The following is an 18,720-nucleotide window of genomic DNA, read 5'->3' on the forward strand; positions in this document are numbered from 1 at the left end:
AACTTCGCGACATCTCCATTCGCGTGAATGAACATCGCGCGGGCAATCGCGCACGATACTCGCGTGACCGCGCCGCAACGTCTGCGTTACACTCACGGCCCGCTGTCTCGAAATTATTCGCTGTCCACGATGTTGTCGCGCAATCGCCTCGCCGCTGCCTGTCTCGCCGCCTCCCTGCTCGCCACACCCTTCGCCGCCTTCGGCAAGACGCAAAATGAATCGCTGCTCCAGCAGGCGATCGACCTCGTGTCGCGATGGCTGCCTGCGCCCACCCACGAAGCACCCGCGACACAAGTCGTCGAATCGGCATTCTCGCCCGACGGCGGCGCCGAGGCGCTCGTGCTGAAAACGATCGGCGCCGCACGCAGCTCGATCCGCGTTGCCGCGTATTCGTTCACGTCGCCGCCCGTCACGCGCGCGCTGCTCGACGCGAAGCGACGTGGCGTCAATGTCGCGGTGGTCGTCGACGACAAGGGCAACCGCGCGAAGAGCAGCAAGCAGGCACTGAACCTGCTCGTCAACGCCGGCATTCCCACTCGCACGATCGACGCCTATGCGATTCATCACGACAAGTACCTCGTGATCGACGCCGAGCACGTCGAAACGGGCTCGTTCAACTACAGCGCGTCGGCGGCCAGCCGCAATTCGGAGAACGTCGTCGTGGTGTGGAACAATCCGCAACTCGCGTCACGCTATCTCACACACTGGCAAAGCCGCTTCGACCAGGGCACGCCGTACCGCTCCAGCTACTGACGCACGCCGCGCGCCTGGCGCCGCTGCCCGATACCTCGCATGCGAACCGTCGTGTTGCAGATGATCGTCGAGTGTGGCGCGACAATCAATTCGGCCGAATGGCCAGTACGCCGCCTCGTGCATCGAACGGGACACGTAACGGCCATCGCACTCAATGGATTTCGGTCGTTCGCCCGGTCGCGGTGCCGGCCTGCGTGGTCGGCGCACAGCGGTTCGCGTGCCCGTCCACGCCGCTTGCCGAAGACGTCGACAAACCGGGCAGTGCATTGCGCACGCAATCGGTGCTGAATGCCAGTGTGTTCTGAACCATCGGGTACAGAAGATACAGCGCAAACGCGAGATAGCCCGCGTACAGAATTCGAACCATGGTGCGGTGGGATGCGATGAACGATTGGACTCGCCCTATTTACGGCATTGCGCCGCGCACCTTGAGACGTCGCGCATCCGATTCCGCATCGTGAGGCAACGCAGGTTCATGACACCTGCTTCTCACCGCATCTTCATCGATCGGGGCGACGCCGAAATGCCCGTCGCCGGACTGGCAACTTGGCGACGCGCCGAATAATGCGCGATACTGTCCGACATATGATCCCGTGACCGGCGTTTCAGCCCGGACAAGAGACGAAGCCCATGCAAATCGCACCGAAACCGGCCGACGAGGCGGCCCGACTCGACACGCTTCATTCGCTCTCGATCCTCGATACGCCGCCCGAAGAGCGATTCGACCGCCTGACGCGTCTCGCGCGCCGGCTGTTCGACGTACCGATCGCACTCGTCAGTCTCGTCGACGAGGATCGCCAGTGGTTCAAGAGCCACGCGGGCCTCGACGCCACGCAGACATCGCGCGACGTATCGTTCTGCGCGCACGCGCTGCTCACGGGCAATACGATGGTCATCCAGGACGCGCTGAACGACAACCGCTTCCACGACAACCCGCTCGTCACCGGCTCGCCGGGCATCCGCTTCTACGCCGGCCGGCCGCTCGCGGCGCCGAACGGCGCCCCCATCGGCACACTGTGCCTGATCGACACGCGGCCGCGTTCGCTCGAACCCGAAGAACTCGCGCTGCTCGGCGATCTCGCGCACATGACCGAACGCGAGATCGCCGCACTGCATTTCGCGACCACCGACGAACTCACGCAACTGACGAACCGGCGCGGCTTCGAGATCCTCGCCCGTCACGTGCTGAGCCTGTGCGATCGCCTCGACCGTCACGCGGTGCTGCTGTTCTTCGACCTGAACGATTTCAAGGCGATCAACGATCGCTTCGGCCATGCCGAAGGCGATCGTGCGCTCAAGACATTCGCCGAGACGTTGACGGGCGCGCTGCGCGACAGCGACGTGATCGCCCGGCTCGGCGGCGACGAGTTCGTCGTGCTGCTGAGCGCCACCGATCCGGCCGACTTCGCCGAGCCGGTCGAACGCGTGACACAGGCACTCGCGGTACGCAACGCGGCCGATTCGCGCGGCTATGCAATCCGGTTCAGCGTCGGCCACGTCGCATACGATCCCGCCCGCCATCCGGCCGTGGCCGACCTGCTCGCCTCCGCCGATCACCTGATGTACGAGGACAAGCAGCGCGGCAAGACGGCCGGCACGTAGCCACGCGCGAACCGGCCTTTGGCACTTGGCGCCGCCTTTTTCAACGGCGGTGGCGCCGCTGCATCAGCTCCCGCACGGCGGCGCGCTGGCCATGGCCTCCGCGATCTGCTCGGGCGTCAGGTCGCGCTGATGCGTCGCGAGCGACCAGCGATGGCCGAACGGATCCTCGACCTGGCCATAGCGATCGCCCCAGAACATGTCGGCGGCCGGTATCGTGACCGTCGCGCCGGCCGCGACAGCCTTCGCGATCGCCGCATCGGTGTCCGGTACGTACAGATGCAGGCAGACCGACGTGCCTTTCAGCGCCTTCGGCCCGAGCGCGCCGTGTTCGGGCATTTCATCCACCAGCATCAGCGTCGAATCGCCGATCAAGAGGCACGCGTGCGCGAGCCGGCCATCAGGCATTGCCAGGCGAAACTGTTCGATTGCATTGAATGCGCGCTTGTAGAAGTCGATGGCGGCTGTCGCGCCGGCGCAGATCAGGTGCGGCGTCAGCGTGCGCATCCCTTCCGGGATCGGTTTGACGGACGTGGACATGGGTGTCGCTCCTTCAGTCGGTTGTCGTATCGAAAATCGGGACGGACGCGCGATGCGCACGCCTCCGATGCTACGACGGACGACCGCAGCGAAATTCGACACGACGCCCGACTTTTTTTAGGCGCGGGTCGGCGGGCGCCTGAATCGGTTGCCGTCACTCCATTCGGTCGACCCGCTCATCCGGCACACCGAACTGGCGACGGCATGCCTCCAGCAATCCGGCCACCGCGTCGAGCGGAAGATCGACAAACCGCGCGATCGGCAGCATCACGCCGCCCGGCACCTTGGTGCGCGACGAATGCGGCGAGAACTGGTAGCCGATGTAGCGATTTCCGGCCACGCTGACGATCCGGAATTCGGTGACGTCGCGCCATGGCGTGACGGGCTTTTCGCGCACGGCCCCGATCAGCCTGAAACCTGTCTCGTCGATATGCAACGCCAGCTTGCGCCGCGACGAGGCGAAGAAGGCCCCACTGGCCAGCGCCAGCAGCGCGGCCAGCGCCGCCACGGGCCAAAGCGTCGGATCGGCCGCATAACCGCACAGGCTCGCCGCGGCCAGCACCGCACACGCCACCGCCCTTCTTTTCAGGCTCCGGCCGTCGACCGCCAGCGTCACCGGCAACGGGCCGAGGACCGTTCCGCCGGCAGGATCGACATGCAAGCCGGAATCGCTTGCTGCGTGTTCGTCGCTCATCGTTCGATCGCCTCGGCAATGGCCACCGGCATCAGTCGGCATGCCCGTCTCGAAAGCTGCGCAGCTGCGCGGCCCGTTCGGCTGTCAGCTCCGACATGCACTGTGTTCGGTTGACCGGCACCCATTGCGGCGCACCGCCGGCATCGATCGCGCGCAGGTCGCATTCGGCGTCACGAAACGCGATCCATGCGCGCTGCGCCGTGCGCAACGCATCTCGCTCGTCAGGCCGGCTGCCGAGCGAGGCATTCAGGCGCCCATACGCTTCGTTCAGCGCCTTGTCGTTCCTGGCCGCATCGCGTTCAGCGCACGTGAGACTCGCGCGCGCGGCCTCGAGACCGACGCCGCCTGACGGCGCGTCACAATCGAGTGCAAACGCCGAAACGGGAATCGCGGCGAGCATCACGCTCGCCAGCCACTTGTTTGACAACAACCTGTTCATCGAATCATCCAGCTCTGATCGGTTCGCGTTCACCCGGCGGACGGCAAGCGATGCCGTCGAAACTGTGACGATACGCGACAACGCGTCGCGATCGGCGTTGCGCGAGTCGACCGTTCGGCCAGGCGCAGTAGTCGATGCCGACGCGCGCGTGTCGGCGCGGGCCGTTCCGGTCAGATCTGCGGAAGATCGCGCAACGTGCGCGACTCGCTCGTTGCATCGATGTCGAGTTCGATGCCTTCCGACGCGTCGCGATACAGCACGCGTTTCAGCCTGGGCCCGATCGCGGTAGCGTCCTCCGCCGAGAAGACCGCGCGCACATCGCTGCCGGACGCAAGCGCGCGCGCCACGTCGGCCACCGGCGCCTCGCTCGGCGTTGCGGCCCAGGACCGGTCGGCCGGATTCACGGCCGCCCAGCGCACGTGCGTCACGCGCGCACTGCGCGGGTCGATTCGAACACCATTCACCGCAAACATCGACATCGGATTCTCCTTCGATTTTCTTGCGGCCCGTCGCACACCTGCGGCGAGTCACGAGCGCGCGCGGATCTCGCTTGCGCCCCGCGCGGCCGCCGTCATGCGCGCTTCCCCTGCCAACGCGATTTTCGATGATACATTGGGACGCTTTGCAACCGTCGACAGACGATCGTGTACGGGAGAAACACATGACCGACGCCTGGGGAACCTTCCCTGCCAGAATGGGCGACCATCAGGCTTTCATCAGCTTCAACCACAGCTTCGCGGAAATGGCCGAAGGCGATCCGCGCACGTCGCTGCTCACCGTGCGCGTTCCGTTCGCGCACCCGACGCCCGAAGGCCTGCCGGCCGGCGACGAATTCGCCGATCTCGCGAAGGTCGAGGACCTGCTGGACGCGGCGATCACCGCACAAGGCGGCGTGCAGGTCGGCCGCATTACCGTCGACGGCAACCGCGATTTCCTGTTCTATGTGCCGTTCGATGAAGCGGCTGCGGCCGAGATCGTCGACGCTCTGGACGAACAGACGACCTATGCGCTTCAGTACGCGCACCAGGACGATCCGGACAAGGAAGCGTACTGGCAGACCCTTTACCCGACCGACGACGACTGGCAGATGATGCGCGACATGCGCGTACTGGATGCACTGCGGGAGAAAGGCGACGCCAGCGGCGTGAGCCGGCGCGTGATGCACTGGGCGTACTTCCCCGACCCGAGCGACGCGCACCAGTTCGCGGACTGGGCCGAAGCAAAAGGCTATCCGGTCGAATCCGTCGCGCCGACCGAAGACGGCAAGTCGGCCGTACGGTTTTCGCACGAAGGCACGATGGCGCTGGCCGACATTACGCGCCATACGATCGCGATCAATCGCGAGGTGCGTTCGCTCGGCGGGGAATACGACGGATGGGAAACCAGCGTCGAACAGGCTGGCTAAGTCAATCGGCATGGCCGCTGCGCACGAGTTGACGCGATGCGTCCGGCGCAAAAAACATCCCGGCAGCGTTGTGACGCGCCGCCGGGATCAAGGCATCGCCGGCCGAAACCGGCGATGGGCCTGAGGGTTCGCTCAGGCACGAGGAAAGCGATGCATGCGGATCAGGCGGACGGTTGCCGAGGCACGCAGTGGGTGCCATCGAGCAGCCTGCCGAACGCCTGTCCGGTTCCGCCGACGCAGCCTCCGGCGTCGGGCGGGCAAAAAGCCCCCGCTCCTGCGCGAGCGAGCGGGGAAATGGTTGACCGGGCCGGGGAAGAACGGTCAACCGGCCAAATTGTGATCGCGGGTCACACGACGGTCTGTGCGGCAACTCACCCTTTGGTGACAATGCGTCGACGGCCGATAGCCTCACGGGCCGGACACAAGATCCACGGTCGATCGAGCACCGCGACGATGACGGGCATCGGTATCGTCGCCCCGATCGCCATTACGCGGTCGGCAATCGGTCATGGCGGTGCAGTAAAGTGCGAATGGAATGTGCCCACGATCTTTCCACCCAGCGTGACGAACCCGTATCGCAACACCGCGATCGATCGCCGGCAGGACGACGCCAATACCGCGCCGCGACACTCGGGCATATCGAAGATGGTGTGATATTTCTGTCGTCATCGATCGGCATGACAGTGCAATCTGCCACGACGACAGCGATTTTGATCGCGCCAGCCGTCAGCGGCGTTTTTCTTTTCATGTCTGGTGTTCTATTTTTCTGGTTCAAGCGGCCTCTCTCGGAATCGACGCAGTTTCCGGTAAGTCACGCGTATTGTCAAAGCAGGTTTATTCTATTTTTTTAAGTGACGTAATTCCGGCTGCATTTTCTCGTCCCTGGTTTTGTGAAGCGGCATTTCGCGAGCGCAATAGCCGGAATCGTCCGAAATCGCGTTAATCCGGTTTGGTCATCAAGGCGAGCCGCTGGAAAACCAGTCGGCAACCATATCGATCCAATCCATGTCGCTGACGATTTCAATGACGGTTTCGCCGACGATTTCGGCAGCCGATGCGTCTGTCGCCACCGCCCCGGAAGCTTCCGGCCCGGAAGCCACCGCACCCGCCTTCGCGATCTCGGCAGATGCGCCGGACCTGGGATCGGCAAGCCGCTCCAGCCAGTCGACGATATTGGCACGCGCATCTTCTTCATCGGCGAAGTCATTCCGCGCGAGAAAGCGATCGAACACGATCCACGCGAGTGACTTGCTTCGCGTATCGGACTCCAGTTGCCAGTCGACGACGGCAGTCCGGCCGGACGCCCTGATTTCGAGCGTCGCGGTGAAACAGTAATCGAGATACTCGATCTCAAGTTTCGACGACATGGTTCGCTCCCGACACTCCACCCTCTCCGCTCTCGTGATGACCCGCTCGTGCCGCGTTTCGTGTCGCTGCGTGAATCTTGTATGACTGTTGCACAGCGTGTCGTTTCGGCTGGCAGTATCACGATATTCTCGCAACCTGTCGATATCGATCGCCGACGCATGACCGCCTCTACTTTGCCACCTGTTTGTTCTGCGCTTCCGGCTGCGCGGCGAGTCGCTCCGTTTTTCCATTCCGGGCATCGGCCTGCTCCGCGGCCGTGATCGCGCTGTTAAACTCAAACCAAAGAGATCGATTGCGCCAGAAGAGGAAATAATGGCACTCGCCCACGCACAACAGAGCGGCGTAGATGTCTGGATTATCCAGCTCCCCGGGCATGCCCCGTATGCCTATACGCATCTCAAGCGGGTGTTCTCGTCCGACGACTCGCGACACCGGGTCGTGACGATCGACCTCAAGAAATTGCTGGCCTGCGCCGACCGCGACACCACGGACTATGTGCTGCCGTCAGTTCAGTACTGGGCGCCGGGGAAAGCCGCGGGAATTCGCGAATTCCTCGCTCCGGACCAGCACAGGATTCCCGACATGCCGTTCATCACGTTTCGCGAGACCAGGACGCGAACGCTGCTCGGCATTCCCGGCCTGTCGAAAATTGGCGTCGCGTCGTTTCGCAACGGCCAGCATCGCGCGCGCTATCTTGCCTATGCAGGCGCAACGGCGCTGCCCGTCGAGATCCACGAGACCGAAGCCGATTTGCTCGTTCGGTATTGCGGCGAGTAACGGCGAAGCGCGTCCGGCTTTCGCCCAGCGGATGCCGGCAACCCTTCAGGCCTGTATCACGTAGATCCGATCGGTGACCTCCGTCTGGCCGATGCGGCTCGTTTCGATACCGGCCAATTGCCAGCCGTTGTGCTCGTAGAAGCCGATTGCACGCACGTTGCCGTCCAGCACCTGCAGGTGGACCTTGCCCACGCCGATCGATCGCGCCCAGGCGCGAACGGCTTCGATCATGCGCTTGCCCGTCCCGCTGCCGTGATGCGAAGGATGGACATGCAGGCAATCGAGCAGCACACCGAGTGCCGCATCGACAGGACGTTCCGCACTGACGAAGCCGACGGGCTCGCCGTCCGACTCGGCGATCAGCACCAGGCCCCACTCGCCTTCGTTGCGATCGAGATACTTGCGCCACCGAACCGCGTGCTCTGTCGGCGCCTCATCGGACAGATAGGCGGCCGGAAGGATATGGCTGTATGCGGTCTGCCAGCTAAGCGTATGCAGGCGAGCGATGAGGGGCGCGTCGTGCGCCGTCGCGGCGCGCAGCGTGGTCCGGGTGTCCGGCATGGGGTGGCGGCTCCTTGCAGCGTGTTCTCTCGATCGGTATGTCTCGTCGCAAAATATACCGTGCTTTGCAGAATGCATTTCTCGATGGCGTGTCGCGGAGACTCAGCGCGCATGCAAAAAAAATCCCGGCGCCTTCATGGGTCGTCGGGATCGAACGGCCCTGCAAAGCATGCGGGCACGAGGAAGTCGATACATTACACCAATGTAAGACTGTTGAGCTTTGTCGGTTCACGCCAAGTCACTGTTCCATTCCGCCAACCCATCCGGCAACGGCGCGCCGTAAACGAAAAAAGCCTGCTCGCGCGAAACGCGAGCAGGCAAGGAAACGGATCAGCATTCGAGGCACGAGGGCTGTCCAGGAAAGATAACGGCACGGCGCGCGCGAACCTTAGGCGGGAAAGGAAGCAATGCAGGCGAACAGGTGTGGAAGTTGTCAGCGCAACGACCGGGAAACGTGAAGTGATTCGAACCCGGGCCTTCCAAGGCATTCGCGATTTGCGCCGGCAACATCGCAAATTCAACAGCGACGGTGCTATCGGTTAGTAGCCGAACACGATGTGCGCGCTCAATCTTGATGCGTGCGCACTTCGCATCGCCCGAGGTGTCACACGCAATGTCGAAATCATATCGCCTGGTCGATTCGGCTCCTTCTTTACAGACCCGAACCGTTCGCAATCCAGGTGTTGTCGATTGCAGGCTGCACTGCCTGACACCGACGCCGGAAAGCAAAAAGCCCGGTTCAATGAACCGGGCTTTTTGCTTGAATTTGTTGGGGTGGCTGATGGGACTCGAACCCACGACGACAGGAATCACAATCCTGGACTCTACCAACTGAGCTACAGCCACCACTGATACTGCTTACTTCGTTTCGCTGTTTTGTTTCAGCAGCGAAGAACAAGATTATACGAAGACTTTTGAATCTTGCAAAGCCTTTTTTTCTAAAATTTCTTCGGCTTCGTTCAGATGCGCGCGCGCCTCGTCGAACACGGCCAGATCGCCGCGTGCGAGCTTCTTGTTGTCGGACAGCACACGACGCCAGCCACGCGCGCCCGGCATGCCGCGGTACAACCCAAGCGCGTGCCGCACGATCGCACCGAGATAGGTGCCGCGCTTCAGTTCGGCCGCGCAATATTCGATCAACTGCGCTTCGGCTTCTTCGCGCGTCGGTACCGCTGCGGTCGACCCGTAGAAGCGCGCATCGACTTCGGCCAGCACAAACGGGTTGTGATACGCCTCGCGGCCCAGCATCACGCCGTCGACATGCTCCAGATGCTGCGCAACTTCATCGAGCGTCGTGATGCCGCCGTTGATGACGATCTCCAGCGACGGGAAATCGCGCTTCAGCTGATACGCATAGTCGTACTTGAGCGGCGGGATCTCGCGATTCTCCTTCGGCGACAACCCCTTCAGGATCGCGTTGCGTGCATGCACGACAAACGTTTCGCAACCGGCCTCGGCCACCGTGCCGACGAAGTCGCGCACGAACGCGTAGTCCTCGACCGCGTCGACACCGATCCGGTGCTTGACCGTGACCGGCACCGACACCGCATCGCGCATCGCCTTCACGCCGTCGGCGACGAGCTGCGGCTCGTTCATCAGGCACGCGCCGAACGCGCCGCGCTGCACGCGCTCGGACGGACATCCGCAATTCAGGTTGATTTCGTCATAGCCCCACTGCTCGCCGAGCTTCGCGGCGCGCGCGAGGTCGTCACGCTCGCTGCCGCCCAGCTGCAGCGCGATCGGCGATTCGCTCGGCGTGAACGCGAGATGCCGCTGGGCATCGCCGAACAGCAGCGCGCCCGTCGTGATCATCTCCGTATACAGCCACGTGTTGCGCGTCAGCGTACGGTGGAACGACCGGCAATGACGGTCGGTCCAGTCGAGCATAGGCGCGACGGAAACGCGGCGGGGAGGAAGCGAGGACGAAACGGACATGGAATTCGGGCAACAGGCCAGGCGGCACGGGAACAACCGTGCATTTTACCGCAACACGGGCCGTACCTGCCCGGCACCCGCGCTAGCCGTCCTCGCCCAGCTCCGCATCGACGGCCCGGCGCGCCTCGTCGAACACGCGCTCGATCACGCGTCGCTCGGTCAGCAGCATCCCGTCGACCTTGACGAGCCGCCAGTCGATCCGCACGGCATCGCCTTGCAGCACGCGGTAGTGCGCGTGCTCGCCGTCCCAGACCTGCTCGGTCTTCACCTCGATCTCGAAGCCGCGGTACGGCTCGCTGAAATCGCCGAGGTCGCTGCCTCTCGGTTCCATCGCACGCTCCGTGGCGACGCGGCGCCAGGCCGCTCCCGCGGCCAGCGCCGGGCGCTCAATCGTATTCGTTGGACAAAAAGGATTTGCCGTCGGCCGTCAGGTCGACCCGGTCAGCCGTTGCCTGATAGATCAGCCCCTCGTTCAGCAACGCATAGACGACGTCGTCGAACGCGGCGGGAACCGGCCGGCTTTCGCCAAACTGGTCGATCCATTTCAGCGCCTCGATGGCTTCAGGGGAAAGGATGGGGGTCATGCGTTGGCCTCCGGCATCGGTTTCTTTCCATCCTAGCACTTCATCCGGACGTCGAATACCGAGGCAAACGCGCTGCGGAAATGCCGACGCGGCGCCGACGGGCACGTTGCCCGCCGGCACCGCCGGCGCAGGACACACGCGCGTTCAGAGACGCGCGATCGATACTTCAGTGGACTTCACGAGCGCGACGACTTCCGCGCCGACCTTCAGTTCGAGTTCGTCGACCGAACGGGTCGTGATCACCGACGTGACGATGCCGAACGGCGTCTCGACGTCGACTTCGGAGACCACGGAGCCGCGAATGATCTCCTTCACCTTGCCCTTGAACTGATTACGTACGTTGATTGCAGTGATGCTCATCGGGATGATCGCTCCGAAGAAAAAAGTCTCAGAACGGGCGGCCGGAGCCGCCCGGAATTAAACGGCCCAGCGGATCTGCCCGACCGGTCGAACGTTTTCTGCCTCATGTTCCGCGTGCTGATCGGCCGCGCCGGGCCCACCGGCGAGCACGCGTTTCAGCACGCGATCTTCCAGCGCCGCAAACGCGGCCGACGCACGGGCACGCGGCCGGTCGAGCGGCACGGGCTGGTCGAGCGCCACGCGCCCCTGCTCGATCAGCAGGATGCGGTCGCCGAGCGCGACGGCCTCCTGCACATCGTGCGTGACGAGCAACGCGGTAAACCGATGCTCGCGCCACAACCGCTCGATCAGCGCATGCATCTCGATGCGGGTCAGCGCGTCGAGCGCGCCGAGCGGCTCGTCGAGCAACAGCAGCTGCGGCCGGTGCACGAGCGCACGGGCCAGCGCAACGCGCTGCCGCTGACCGCCCGACAGTTGCGCGGGCCAGTCGTCGGCCCGTTCCAGCAGGCCGACTTCATCGAGCACCGCGCGCGCCCGGTCGCGCGCACCGCGCCCGAGCCCCAGCATCACGTTCTGCAGCACGGTCTTCCACGGCAACAGGCGCGCATCCTGGTACATGATCCGCGTATCGAGCACGCCGCCGCCCTCGCCGCGCGTCACGAGCGCGCCGCTGCTGGGCTGCTCGAGTCCCGCGACGAGGCGCAACAGCGTCGATTTCCCGCAGCCGCTGCGGCCGACGATCGCGACGAAGCTGCCGCTTGCGATGCCGAGCTCGACGTCGTCGAGCACCGTGCGTGCGCCGAAACGCTTGCTGACGCCGGACAGCGTCACCGCGTCGTCGGGTGCCGGGCTGCCCGCGCGCCGCCGCGCGAGCGGCACGACCGATGCGCCGCCGTCACGATCGAGAATCGCCGCGTCGCGCGCGTCGTCGTCCGCGACACGTGCCTGCGCCAGTTCGACCTCGAGGTCTGCGCCGGCGAGCGGGCCGTAGGCGGCCGCCGAAGTCGTCGCATTCATGCCTTTGCTCCTGATTGATAAGCGGGGTGCCAGCGCAGCGTCACGCGCTCGAGCCATTTCGCCAGCACATCGGCCAGCTTGCCGAGCACCGCGTACAGCAGGATGCCGACCACCACCACGTCGGTTTGCAGGAATTCTCGTGCGTTCATCGTCATGTAGCCGATGCCCGACTGCGCGGAAATCGTTTCCGCGACGATCAGCATCACCCACATCAGCCCCAGCGCGAAACGCACGCCGACGAGGATCGACGGCAGCGCACCGGGCAGGATCACGTCGCGGTACAGCGCGAAACCGCGCACGCCATAGCTCTTCGCCATCTCGATCAGGTTCGCGTCGACCGAACGGATCCCGTGATACGTGTTGATGTAGACCGGGAAGAACACACCGAGCGCGACGAGGAACAGCTTCGCCTTCTCGTCGATGCCGAACCACAGGATCACGAGCGGAATCATCGCGAGCGCCGGGATGTTGCGGATCATCTGGATCGTCGAATCGAGCGCCACTTCGGCGGCCTTCGACAGGCCGGTCGCGAGCCCCAGCGCGAGGCCGACGCCACCGCCGATCGCGAAGCCGAACAGCGCACGCCACGTGCTGACCTTCACGTTCGCCCACATTTCACCCGACGTCACGAGCGACCAGGCCGCGCGGACGACCGCCACTGGCTCGGGCAGCACGCGGGTCGACAGCCAGCCGGTGCGCGCACCGACCTCCCACGCCACCAGCAGCGCGAGCGGCACGAGCCACGGCGCGACGCTGCGCCACGCGCGGGCGGCCACGACGGCGCCCGTCGTCGACGTTTTCGTTGTCATCGCAGGCCTCCTCTCGCTCAGCTCTGGCTCGCCTTCGGCAGATAGTTGTTGCCGACGATCTCGCCGAACGGCCCCGACAGCGGGCCGGTCGCCTTCTCCGCGCCCTTGCCCTTGATCAGCGGGAACACGAGCTCGGCGAAGCGATACGACTCCTCGAGGTGCGGATAGCCGGACAGGATGAACGTCTCGATACCGAGATCCGCGTATTCGCGCATGCGTTCCGCGACCTGCTCGGGATTGCCGACGAGCGCCGTGCCCGCGCCGCCGCGCACGAGGCCGACGCCGGCCCACAGGTTCGGATACACCTCGAGCGCGTCGCGGCCGCCGCGCTTGCCGCCATGCAGCGCGGCCATCCGGCGCTGACCTTCCGAATCCATGTTCGCGAACGCCTGTTGCGCGCGCGCGATCGTGTCGTCGTCGAGACGGCTGATCAGGCGCTCGGCGTCACGCCATGCTTCGTCCTCGGTCTCGCGCACGATCACGTGCAGGCGGATGCCGAACTTGATCTTGCGGCCGCGTGCTTCGGCACGGGCCCGGATGTCGGCGATCTTCTTCGCGACGGCCTCGGGCGGCTCGCCCCAGGTCAGGTAGGTATCGATGTGATCGGCGGCAATCGCGTGAGCAGCCGGCGACGAACCGCCGAACCACAGCGGCGGATGCGGGCGCTGCACGGGCGGATAAAGCGCCTTGCCGCCTTTCGACTGCAGGTGCTTGCCGACGTAGTCGAAGCCGCCGTTGTCGTGCGACGCGGTCAGCAGCCCGCGCCAGATGTTCAGGAATTCGTCGGTGATCTCGTAGCGCGTATCGTGATCGGCAAAGAGGCCATCGCCTTCGAGCTCGGCCGCATCGCCGCCCGTGACGACGTTGATCAGCAGGCGACCGCCCGACAGGCGGTCGAACGTCGCGGCCATCCGTGCCGCCAGGCCCGGCGACGCGATGCCGGGACGCACGGCGACCAGGAATTTCAGGCGCTGCGTCGCCGGGATGAGGCTCGACGCGACGACCCACGCATCCTCGCAGGAGCGGCCGGTCGGCAGCAGCACGCCTTCGTAGCCGAGCGTGTCGGCCGCCACGGCGACCTGCTTGAAGTAATCGTAATCCGCAGCGCGCGCACCTTCGGCCGTGCCGAGATAGCGGCTGTCGCCATGCGTGGGGATAAACCAGAACACATTCATCTGCTGCTCCTGCTTGACTGTCACTGCCGAAATTTGGAAAAGACTTCGCCCTGCTCGCGTCGCGGATGCGCGACGCATGCATGGTGTGCGTTCGATTCGGGATGGCTCGCCGGTCAGGCCGTGCAGCGGACGAGGACGCGATTGCACGGCTGTTTCTGGGAAATCAGTCTAGGGATCGGTGCGGGGCTTTGGAACGATTTTTTTGAGCTTAGGTTTTCCGCTTTCGTGATTAGCACGACGCTGGAGCGAATATCGCCGCATGCGGGCCCTATAATGACGCACCTATCCGAATAACTCCGCGCGTACAGCCCCGGCCGTGCGCGCCTGCGGTGCACTCATCGATGCAGAAAGTCATCCTGCCGTTCCTGTCCGGCTTCCTTGCCGCCCTGTTCTTCCGCGAGGCCACGCTCGCTCTTCTCCACACGGCCGACCTGATCGCCGCAACCGGCTTCTCGACACAGCCGTTCGCGCCGCTCGGCATTCCTGAATTTGTTGCGAATGCGCTGATCAGCGCATGCTGTGCGGTTCCGATGGCGTGGCTGCTGCGGGTATCGCCGGAACGCGAGGCATCGTGGATCGGCGCGCTCGTATTCGGCGGCATCGTGCTGACGGCCGCCCGCGTGTTCGCGATCGATCCGCTGCGCGGTATCTGGCCGTCGGGCAACATGATGCCCGTGCTCGCTGCCGGCTTCGCGGCGAACGCGGTCTGGGGCTTCGGCGCGCTCGTGTTCATGCGCGCATTCATGTCGGACGACGCGGGCGACGATTGACGCTCGCCCCCGGGGCGCGGCGCCCTTCGCCCGCCGACCGGTCGACATCCGCAAAAAAGGCCGCCTGCAAATGCAGGCGGCCTTTTCGCTTCCGTCTCGCGTGCCTACCGGCCCGCGCGACGTCAGTCCTTCAGATTCCGCAGCGGATGCGCGTCGGGCGTCCACGGGCTGTCGAACATCGCGAGCACATCGGCGCGACCGACATCGGCGGCCGACTTGAAGCGCCAGTCCGGCTGGTGATCCTTGTCGACGATCAACGCGCGCACGCCTTCGATCACGTCGCCGCGCGCGAACGTCGAGCGCGTGAGATCGAGATCGCGTCGCAGACAATCGGCCATCGTCGCGCCATGCGCACGTTCGACGACTTCGAGCGACACGGCCATCGACAGCGGGGACAGCTGCTCGCGCATCGCATGAGTCGCCTTTTCGACCCATCCGTCGACGGCCGCGCAATCCTGCTCGGCGTCGAGCGACGCGAGGATCGCGCTGATGTCCGGCTGCGCGAAATGCCGGTCGATACCGGCGCGCGCATCGGCCAGCGTCGACGTGTCGGGCGTCGGCACGACCTTGTGCGCGGCCGCCGCATCGGCAACGCACGCGACCGCCTGCGCGCCGCTTTCGATCGGCGCGCTGCGCAGCGTATCGAGCAGTGCCGGCAGCGCGGCATCGGGCAGATAAACGTCGGCGAGCTGCGCATACAGCGCATCGGCCGCGCCGAGCGGCGCACCGGTCACGGCGAGATAGCGGCCGATCGCGCCGGGCGTGCGCGCGAGAAACCAGCTCATCCCGACGTCCGGAAACAGGCCGATGCGCGTTTCGGGCATCGCCATCTTCGTCGAGTCGGTCACGACGCGCAGGCCGCCCGTATGCCGCGCCGCCTGCGAAATGCCCATGCCGCCGCCCATCACGACGCCGTGCATCAGCGCGATGTACGGCTTCGGATAAGTGAAGATCGCATGATTCAGCGTGTATTCCTCGATGAAGAACGTGTCGACCGCATCGCGGTCGCCGCGCTGCCACGCGTCGTGGAAGAAACGCACGTCGCCACCCGCGCAGAACGCACGCGGGTGCGGGCTGTGCACGACGACGGCGACGACCTCGGGATCGTCACGCCACGCGTCGAGCGCCTGCTGCATCAGCCGGATCATGCCGACCGACAGCGCATTCAGCGCCTTCGGACGGTTCAGTTCGAGAAAGCCGATGCGGTTCGCGACATACGCATGGACATCGGGCCGGGTGGATTCGGCGGAAGCGGAAGCAGCAGCGGAAGTGGAATCGGTCATGAAAGTCATCCGGCAAACGGCAGTCGCACGCTCAGTGCGCCTGCATCTTCGAGAACAGGTTCAGCACCACGACGCCCGAGATGATCAGCCCGAGGCCGATCACCGCCGGCAGGTCCGGCACCTGACGATAGAGCAGCATCGCGACGAGCGTGATCAGCACGATGCCGGCGCCCGACCAGACTGCATAGATGATGCCGACGGGCATCGTGCGCAACGTGAGCGACAGGCAGTAGAACGCGATGCCGTAGCCGGCGACGACGAGCGTCGACGGCCAGAAACGCGTGAAGCCGTCCGCCGCGCGCAGCGCAGACGTGCCGACCACTTCCGCGACGATCGCGATCGCGAGCCATGCGTAACCGGGCAGCTGCATCGCTCAGCTCCTTGCGAGGGCCAGCACGGCGTAGTCGTGGCCGAGCTCCGCGCACAGCGCCTCGACGACGAACTCGTGATCCGCGCGCTGCGGCAGCCCCGACGCGGTGATCGAGCCGATCACGCCGGCGCCCGCGACAGTCAGCGGAAACGAGCCGCCATGCGGCGCATATTCGGCGATCGGCAGCCCGTGCTTGTCCGCGAGCGTGGCGCCGGCCTGCTGCATGCGCAGGCCGATCGCGTACGAGCTGCGGCGGAAATGCGCGACGACGTTGCGCTTGCGGCGCACCCAGTCGGCATTGTCGGGCGTCGCGCCGGCGAGCGCCGCATAGAACAGCGGCTGGCCGAACGTGACGATGTCGAGCGCGACCGCATGGCCACGCGACGCCGCGAGCGCATGCATCCGGTTGCCGAGCGCCCACGCGCGGGCCGGGTCGAAATGGGGAAACACGAGCGCCTGTTCCTGCGCGCCGATCGATTGCAGATCGTGAGCGATGTCCATGAATCCGTCGATGCAGTAATGAGCGTTGCACCGGGGCCGGCGCAATCGCGCACGGCCCCGCTGAATAGGAGACGAAACAAACCGCCCGATTCTAGCGCACGTACCCACGGTACCGGCCCCACAAGCAACGACAAGAAATTGTCAGAAAGCGCTTGCACGCATTCGGGATAACCCATATAATTCATTTCTTCGACGGACGCGGGGTGGAGCAGTCTGGCAGCTCGTCGGGCTCATAACCCGAAGGTCGTAGGTTCAAATCCTACCCCCGCAACCAACCCGTCCAGCATTACGCGAAAAGCCCGGCCCAGCGCCGGGCTTTTTGTTTTTCCGCGCCCGGAACAGCGCCCTCCTCGCGCACGCGCCTCCGCGTCGCACGACCTGCCGCCCGCCTGCGCGGGCGTTCGAGAATGCCGCGCCCCGGTGATACACTCGCATCACCTCGTCCCTTCCACTCGACATGAAATTCTGCTCCGTCTGCGGCCACGAAGTCATCGCGCGCATTCCTCCCGGCGACAACCGCGAGCGCTTCATCTGCGATCACTGCGGCACGATCCACTACCAGAATCCGCGCAACGTCGTCGGCACGGTCCCGGTCTGGGGCGATCAGATCCTGCTGTGCCGCCGCGCGATCGAACCGCGCTACGGCTTCTGGACGCTGCCGGCGGGCTTCATGGAAATGGGGGAGACGACGGCGGAAGCCGCCGCACGCGAAACGCTCGAGGAAGCCGGCGCGCGCGTCGAGGTGCAGAACCTGTTCACGCTGCTCAATGTGCCGCACGTGCACCAGGTCCATCTGTTCTACCTCGCGCGGCTCACCGATCCCGGCTTCGAAGCGGGCGAGGAAAGCCTCGAAGTGAAGCTGTTCGACGAGGCCGACATCCCGTGGGACGAGATCGCGTTCCCGACCGTCAGCCAGACCCTGCGATTCTTCTTCGCCGATCGCGCCGCCGGCGATTACGGCGTGCACACCGGCGATATCTTCCGCTCGCTGCGCAACGGCTGAGCCACACCCCATGGTCCCCTGGCTCGGCCCGGACGATCCGTTTCCGCCCATCGAGCGCGCGCTCGGTCCCGCGACCGGCGCGCCCGGGCTGCTCGCCGCGAGCGCCGACCTGCTGCCGTCGCGCCTCATCGACGCGTACCTGTGCGGCATTTTCCCGTGGTACTCGGACGGCCAGCCCGTGCTGTGGTGGAGCCCCGACCCGCGCATGATCCTCGTGCCGGCCGAATTCAAGGTATCGCCTTCGCTGCGCAAGACGCTTAAGCGCGTGCTGCGCGAGCCCGAATGGGAAGTACGCGTCGACCACGACTTTCCGGGCGTGATGCGCGCGTGCGCGCAGGCGCCGCGCCGCGGGCAGCGCGGCACATGGATCACTGCCGAGATCATCGACGCCTATACGTCGCTCTACCGCTCCGGCAACGCGCACAGCATCGAGACGTGGCACGACGGGCGCCGTGTCGGCGGCCTGTACGGCGTGTCGTTCGGGCGGATGTTTTTCGGCGAGTCGATGTATGCGGACGTGACCGATGCGTCGAAGATCGCGCTGGCCACGCTCGTCGCGCACCTTCGCGAGCAGGGGCTGGAGATGATAGACTGCCAGCAGAATACGTCGCATCTAGCGTCGCTCGGCGGCCGCGAGATCGCACGCAAGGCCTTTGTCGCTCACGTGCGCAGCGCGGTAGCCGAACCGCCGATTCCGTGGCAGTTCGACAAGCGCGTGCTCGCCGCGCTGACGGGCCCCGCCGAATCGGCGGCGCCCTCCGGGAGCGAGCGCTAGCG

Annotated in this window: 25 protein-coding genes and 2 tRNA genes; 9 read left to right on the plus strand and 18 right to left on the minus strand. The window is 65.1% G+C overall.

What is annotated here, in order from left to right; genetic code table 11:
• Positions 1-129 precede the first annotated feature (129 nt).
• The gene (locus U5798_RS21865; protein ID WP_124454962.1) at positions 130-753 is read left to right on the plus strand and encodes a phospholipase D family protein; all 624 of its coding nucleotides are present in this window, start codon (positions 130-132) and stop codon (positions 751-753) included.
• Positions 754-904: 151 nt separating this feature from the next.
• Here U5798_RS21865 and U5798_RS21870 read toward each other — a convergent pair whose 3' ends face one another.
• On the minus strand, positions 905-1,120 hold the full coding sequence (locus tag U5798_RS21870) for a hypothetical protein (protein ID WP_124454960.1): 216 nt from the start codon (positions 1,118-1,120) through the stop codon (positions 905-907).
• Positions 1,121-1,383: 263 nt separating this feature from the next.
• Between U5798_RS21870 and U5798_RS21875 the strand changes: the two genes are divergently transcribed.
• Positions 1,384-2,355: a sensor domain-containing diguanylate cyclase gene (locus tag U5798_RS21875; protein ID WP_322083168.1), complete on the plus strand. Its 972-nt coding sequence runs from the start codon at positions 1,384-1,386 to the stop codon at positions 2,353-2,355.
• Positions 2,356-2,418: 63 nt separating this feature from the next.
• On the opposite strand, the gene U5798_RS21880 is transcribed toward U5798_RS21875, so the two are convergent.
• The 4 genes from U5798_RS21880 to U5798_RS21895 all read right to left on the minus strand — a co-directional run bounded on the left by U5798_RS21880 (position 2,419) and on the right by U5798_RS21895 (position 4,504).
• Complete coding sequence (locus U5798_RS21880) at positions 2,419-2,892, minus strand: VOC family protein (protein WP_322083169.1); 474 nt, start codon at positions 2,890-2,892, stop codon at positions 2,419-2,421.
• A 154-nt stretch (positions 2,893-3,046) separates the two neighbouring features.
• Positions 3,047-3,586, minus strand: coding sequence for an aspartyl-tRNA synthetase (locus tag U5798_RS21885; protein WP_322083170.1), 540 nt, complete (start codon positions 3,584-3,586; stop codon positions 3,047-3,049).
• 31 nt (positions 3,587-3,617) lie between these two features.
• Positions 3,618-4,106 (minus strand): lysozyme inhibitor LprI family protein, encoded by a 489-nt coding sequence (locus U5798_RS21890; RefSeq protein ID WP_322083171.1) that lies wholly within the window; start codon positions 4,104-4,106, stop codon positions 3,618-3,620.
• An 89-nt stretch (positions 4,107-4,195) separates the two neighbouring features.
• The gene (locus U5798_RS21895) at positions 4,196-4,504 is read right to left on the minus strand and encodes a phosphatidylserine/phosphatidylglycerophosphate/cardiolipin synthase (protein ID WP_322083172.1); all 309 of its coding nucleotides are present in this window, start codon (positions 4,502-4,504) and stop codon (positions 4,196-4,198) included.
• Between the two features lie 182 nt (positions 4,505-4,686).
• Here U5798_RS21895 and U5798_RS21900 point away from each other — a divergent pair, with 182 nt between their 5' ends.
• Positions 4,687-5,430, plus strand: a complete 744-nt coding sequence (locus U5798_RS21900; RefSeq protein ID WP_124454948.1) for a DUF695 domain-containing protein — start codon at positions 4,687-4,689, stop codon at positions 5,428-5,430.
• Between the two features lie 453 nt (positions 5,431-5,883).
• Entirely contained in the window at positions 5,884-6,084 is a 201-nt protein-coding gene (locus U5798_RS21905) for a hypothetical protein (protein ID WP_322083173.1), read from the plus strand.
• Between the two features lie 302 nt (positions 6,085-6,386).
• Here U5798_RS21905 and U5798_RS21910 read toward each other — a convergent pair whose 3' ends face one another.
• Positions 6,387-6,797 carry a hypothetical protein gene (locus U5798_RS21910; protein WP_322083174.1) on the minus strand — a complete coding sequence of 137 codons (411 nt, stop codon included), beginning with the start codon at positions 6,795-6,797 and terminating at the stop codon, positions 6,387-6,389.
• Positions 6,798-7,110: 313 nt separating this feature from the next.
• Between U5798_RS21910 and U5798_RS21915 the strand changes: the two genes are divergently transcribed.
• A complete protein-coding gene (locus U5798_RS21915; protein ID WP_322083175.1) occupies positions 7,111-7,575 on the plus strand; it encodes a plasmid fertility inhibition factor family protein in 465 nt (154 codons plus the stop codon).
• Positions 7,576-7,620: 45 nt separating this feature from the next.
• Here the strand turns inward: U5798_RS21915 and U5798_RS21920 are convergent, their stop codons facing one another.
• From U5798_RS21920 to ssuD, 9 genes are all read right to left on the minus strand, one after another.
• A complete protein-coding gene (locus U5798_RS21920) occupies positions 7,621-8,136 on the minus strand; it encodes a GNAT family N-acetyltransferase (protein WP_322083176.1) in 516 nt (171 codons plus the stop codon).
• Positions 8,137-8,906: 770 nt separating this feature from the next.
• Positions 8,907-8,982 (minus strand) — tRNA-His (locus U5798_RS21925).
• A gap of 54 nt (positions 8,983-9,036) precedes the next feature.
• On the minus strand, positions 9,037-10,023 hold the full coding sequence (gene dusA / locus U5798_RS21930) for a tRNA dihydrouridine(20/20a) synthase DusA (RefSeq protein ID WP_322083177.1): 987 nt from the start codon (positions 10,021-10,023) through the stop codon (positions 9,037-9,039).
• A gap of 130 nt (positions 10,024-10,153) precedes the next feature.
• Positions 10,154-10,402, minus strand: coding sequence for a hypothetical protein (locus tag U5798_RS21935; protein ID WP_322083178.1), 249 nt, complete (start codon positions 10,400-10,402; stop codon positions 10,154-10,156).
• Between the two features lie 55 nt (positions 10,403-10,457).
• A complete protein-coding gene (locus U5798_RS21940) occupies positions 10,458-10,655 on the minus strand; it encodes a hypothetical protein (protein WP_059234572.1) in 198 nt (65 codons plus the stop codon).
• Positions 10,656-10,799: 144 nt separating this feature from the next.
• Positions 10,800-11,015 carry a TOBE domain-containing protein gene (locus U5798_RS21945; RefSeq protein WP_006476104.1) on the minus strand — a complete coding sequence of 72 codons (216 nt, stop codon included), beginning with the start codon at positions 11,013-11,015 and terminating at the stop codon, positions 10,800-10,802.
• 57 nt (positions 11,016-11,072) lie between these two features.
• The gene (locus U5798_RS21950) at positions 11,073-12,032 is read right to left on the minus strand and encodes an ATP-binding cassette domain-containing protein (protein WP_322083179.1); all 960 of its coding nucleotides are present in this window, start codon (positions 12,030-12,032) and stop codon (positions 11,073-11,075) included.
• The gene (gene ssuC / locus U5798_RS21955) at positions 12,029-12,841 is read right to left on the minus strand and encodes an aliphatic sulfonate ABC transporter permease SsuC (RefSeq protein ID WP_124454933.1); all 813 of its coding nucleotides are present in this window, start codon (positions 12,839-12,841) and stop codon (positions 12,029-12,031) included. The genes U5798_RS21950 and ssuC overlap by 4 nt, the downstream gene beginning before the upstream one ends.
• Positions 12,842-12,858: 17 nt before the next feature.
• Positions 12,859-14,016 (minus strand): FMNH2-dependent alkanesulfonate monooxygenase, encoded by a 1,158-nt coding sequence (gene ssuD / locus U5798_RS21960; protein WP_124454931.1) that lies wholly within the window; start codon positions 14,014-14,016, stop codon positions 12,859-12,861.
• A 341-nt stretch (positions 14,017-14,357) separates the two neighbouring features.
• Here ssuD and U5798_RS21965 point away from each other — a divergent pair, with 341 nt between their 5' ends.
• Entirely contained in the window at positions 14,358-14,786 is a 429-nt protein-coding gene (locus U5798_RS21965; RefSeq protein ID WP_124454929.1) for a hypothetical protein, read from the plus strand.
• Between the two features lie 122 nt (positions 14,787-14,908).
• On the opposite strand, the gene U5798_RS21970 is transcribed toward U5798_RS21965, so the two are convergent.
• From U5798_RS21970 to U5798_RS21980, 3 genes are read right to left on the minus strand one after another with little or no spacing between them, the layout of a single operon-like run.
• The gene (locus U5798_RS21970) at positions 14,909-16,069 is read right to left on the minus strand and encodes an enoyl-CoA hydratase/isomerase family protein (RefSeq protein ID WP_124454927.1); all 1,161 of its coding nucleotides are present in this window, start codon (positions 16,067-16,069) and stop codon (positions 14,909-14,911) included.
• Between the two features lie 31 nt (positions 16,070-16,100).
• Complete coding sequence (locus tag U5798_RS21975; protein ID WP_404823581.1) at positions 16,101-16,433, minus strand: DMT family transporter; 333 nt, start codon at positions 16,431-16,433, stop codon at positions 16,101-16,103.
• 9 nt (positions 16,434-16,442) lie between these two features.
• Positions 16,443-16,940, minus strand: coding sequence for a heme-degrading domain-containing protein (locus U5798_RS21980; RefSeq protein ID WP_124454925.1), 498 nt, complete (start codon positions 16,938-16,940; stop codon positions 16,443-16,445).
• A 197-nt stretch (positions 16,941-17,137) separates the two neighbouring features.
• Between U5798_RS21980 and U5798_RS21985 the strand changes: the two genes are divergently transcribed.
• The 3 genes from U5798_RS21985 (at position 17,138) to aat (ending at position 18,718) form a co-directional block, all read left to right on the plus strand.
• A tRNA-Met gene (locus U5798_RS21985) sits at positions 17,138-17,214 on the plus strand.
• 183 nt (positions 17,215-17,397) lie between these two features.
• A complete protein-coding gene (locus U5798_RS21990) occupies positions 17,398-17,943 on the plus strand; it encodes an NUDIX hydrolase (RefSeq protein ID WP_124454923.1) in 546 nt (181 codons plus the stop codon).
• Between the two features lie 10 nt (positions 17,944-17,953).
• Positions 17,954-18,718 (plus strand): leucyl/phenylalanyl-tRNA--protein transferase, encoded by a 765-nt coding sequence (aat, locus tag U5798_RS21995; RefSeq protein ID WP_322083180.1) that lies wholly within the window; start codon positions 17,954-17,956, stop codon positions 18,716-18,718.
• Positions 18,719-18,720: the final 2 nt, after the last annotated feature.

The organism is Burkholderia sp. BCC1972 (assembly GCF_905339605.1).
Lineage (GTDB): Bacteria > Pseudomonadota > Gammaproteobacteria > Burkholderiales > Burkholderiaceae > Burkholderia.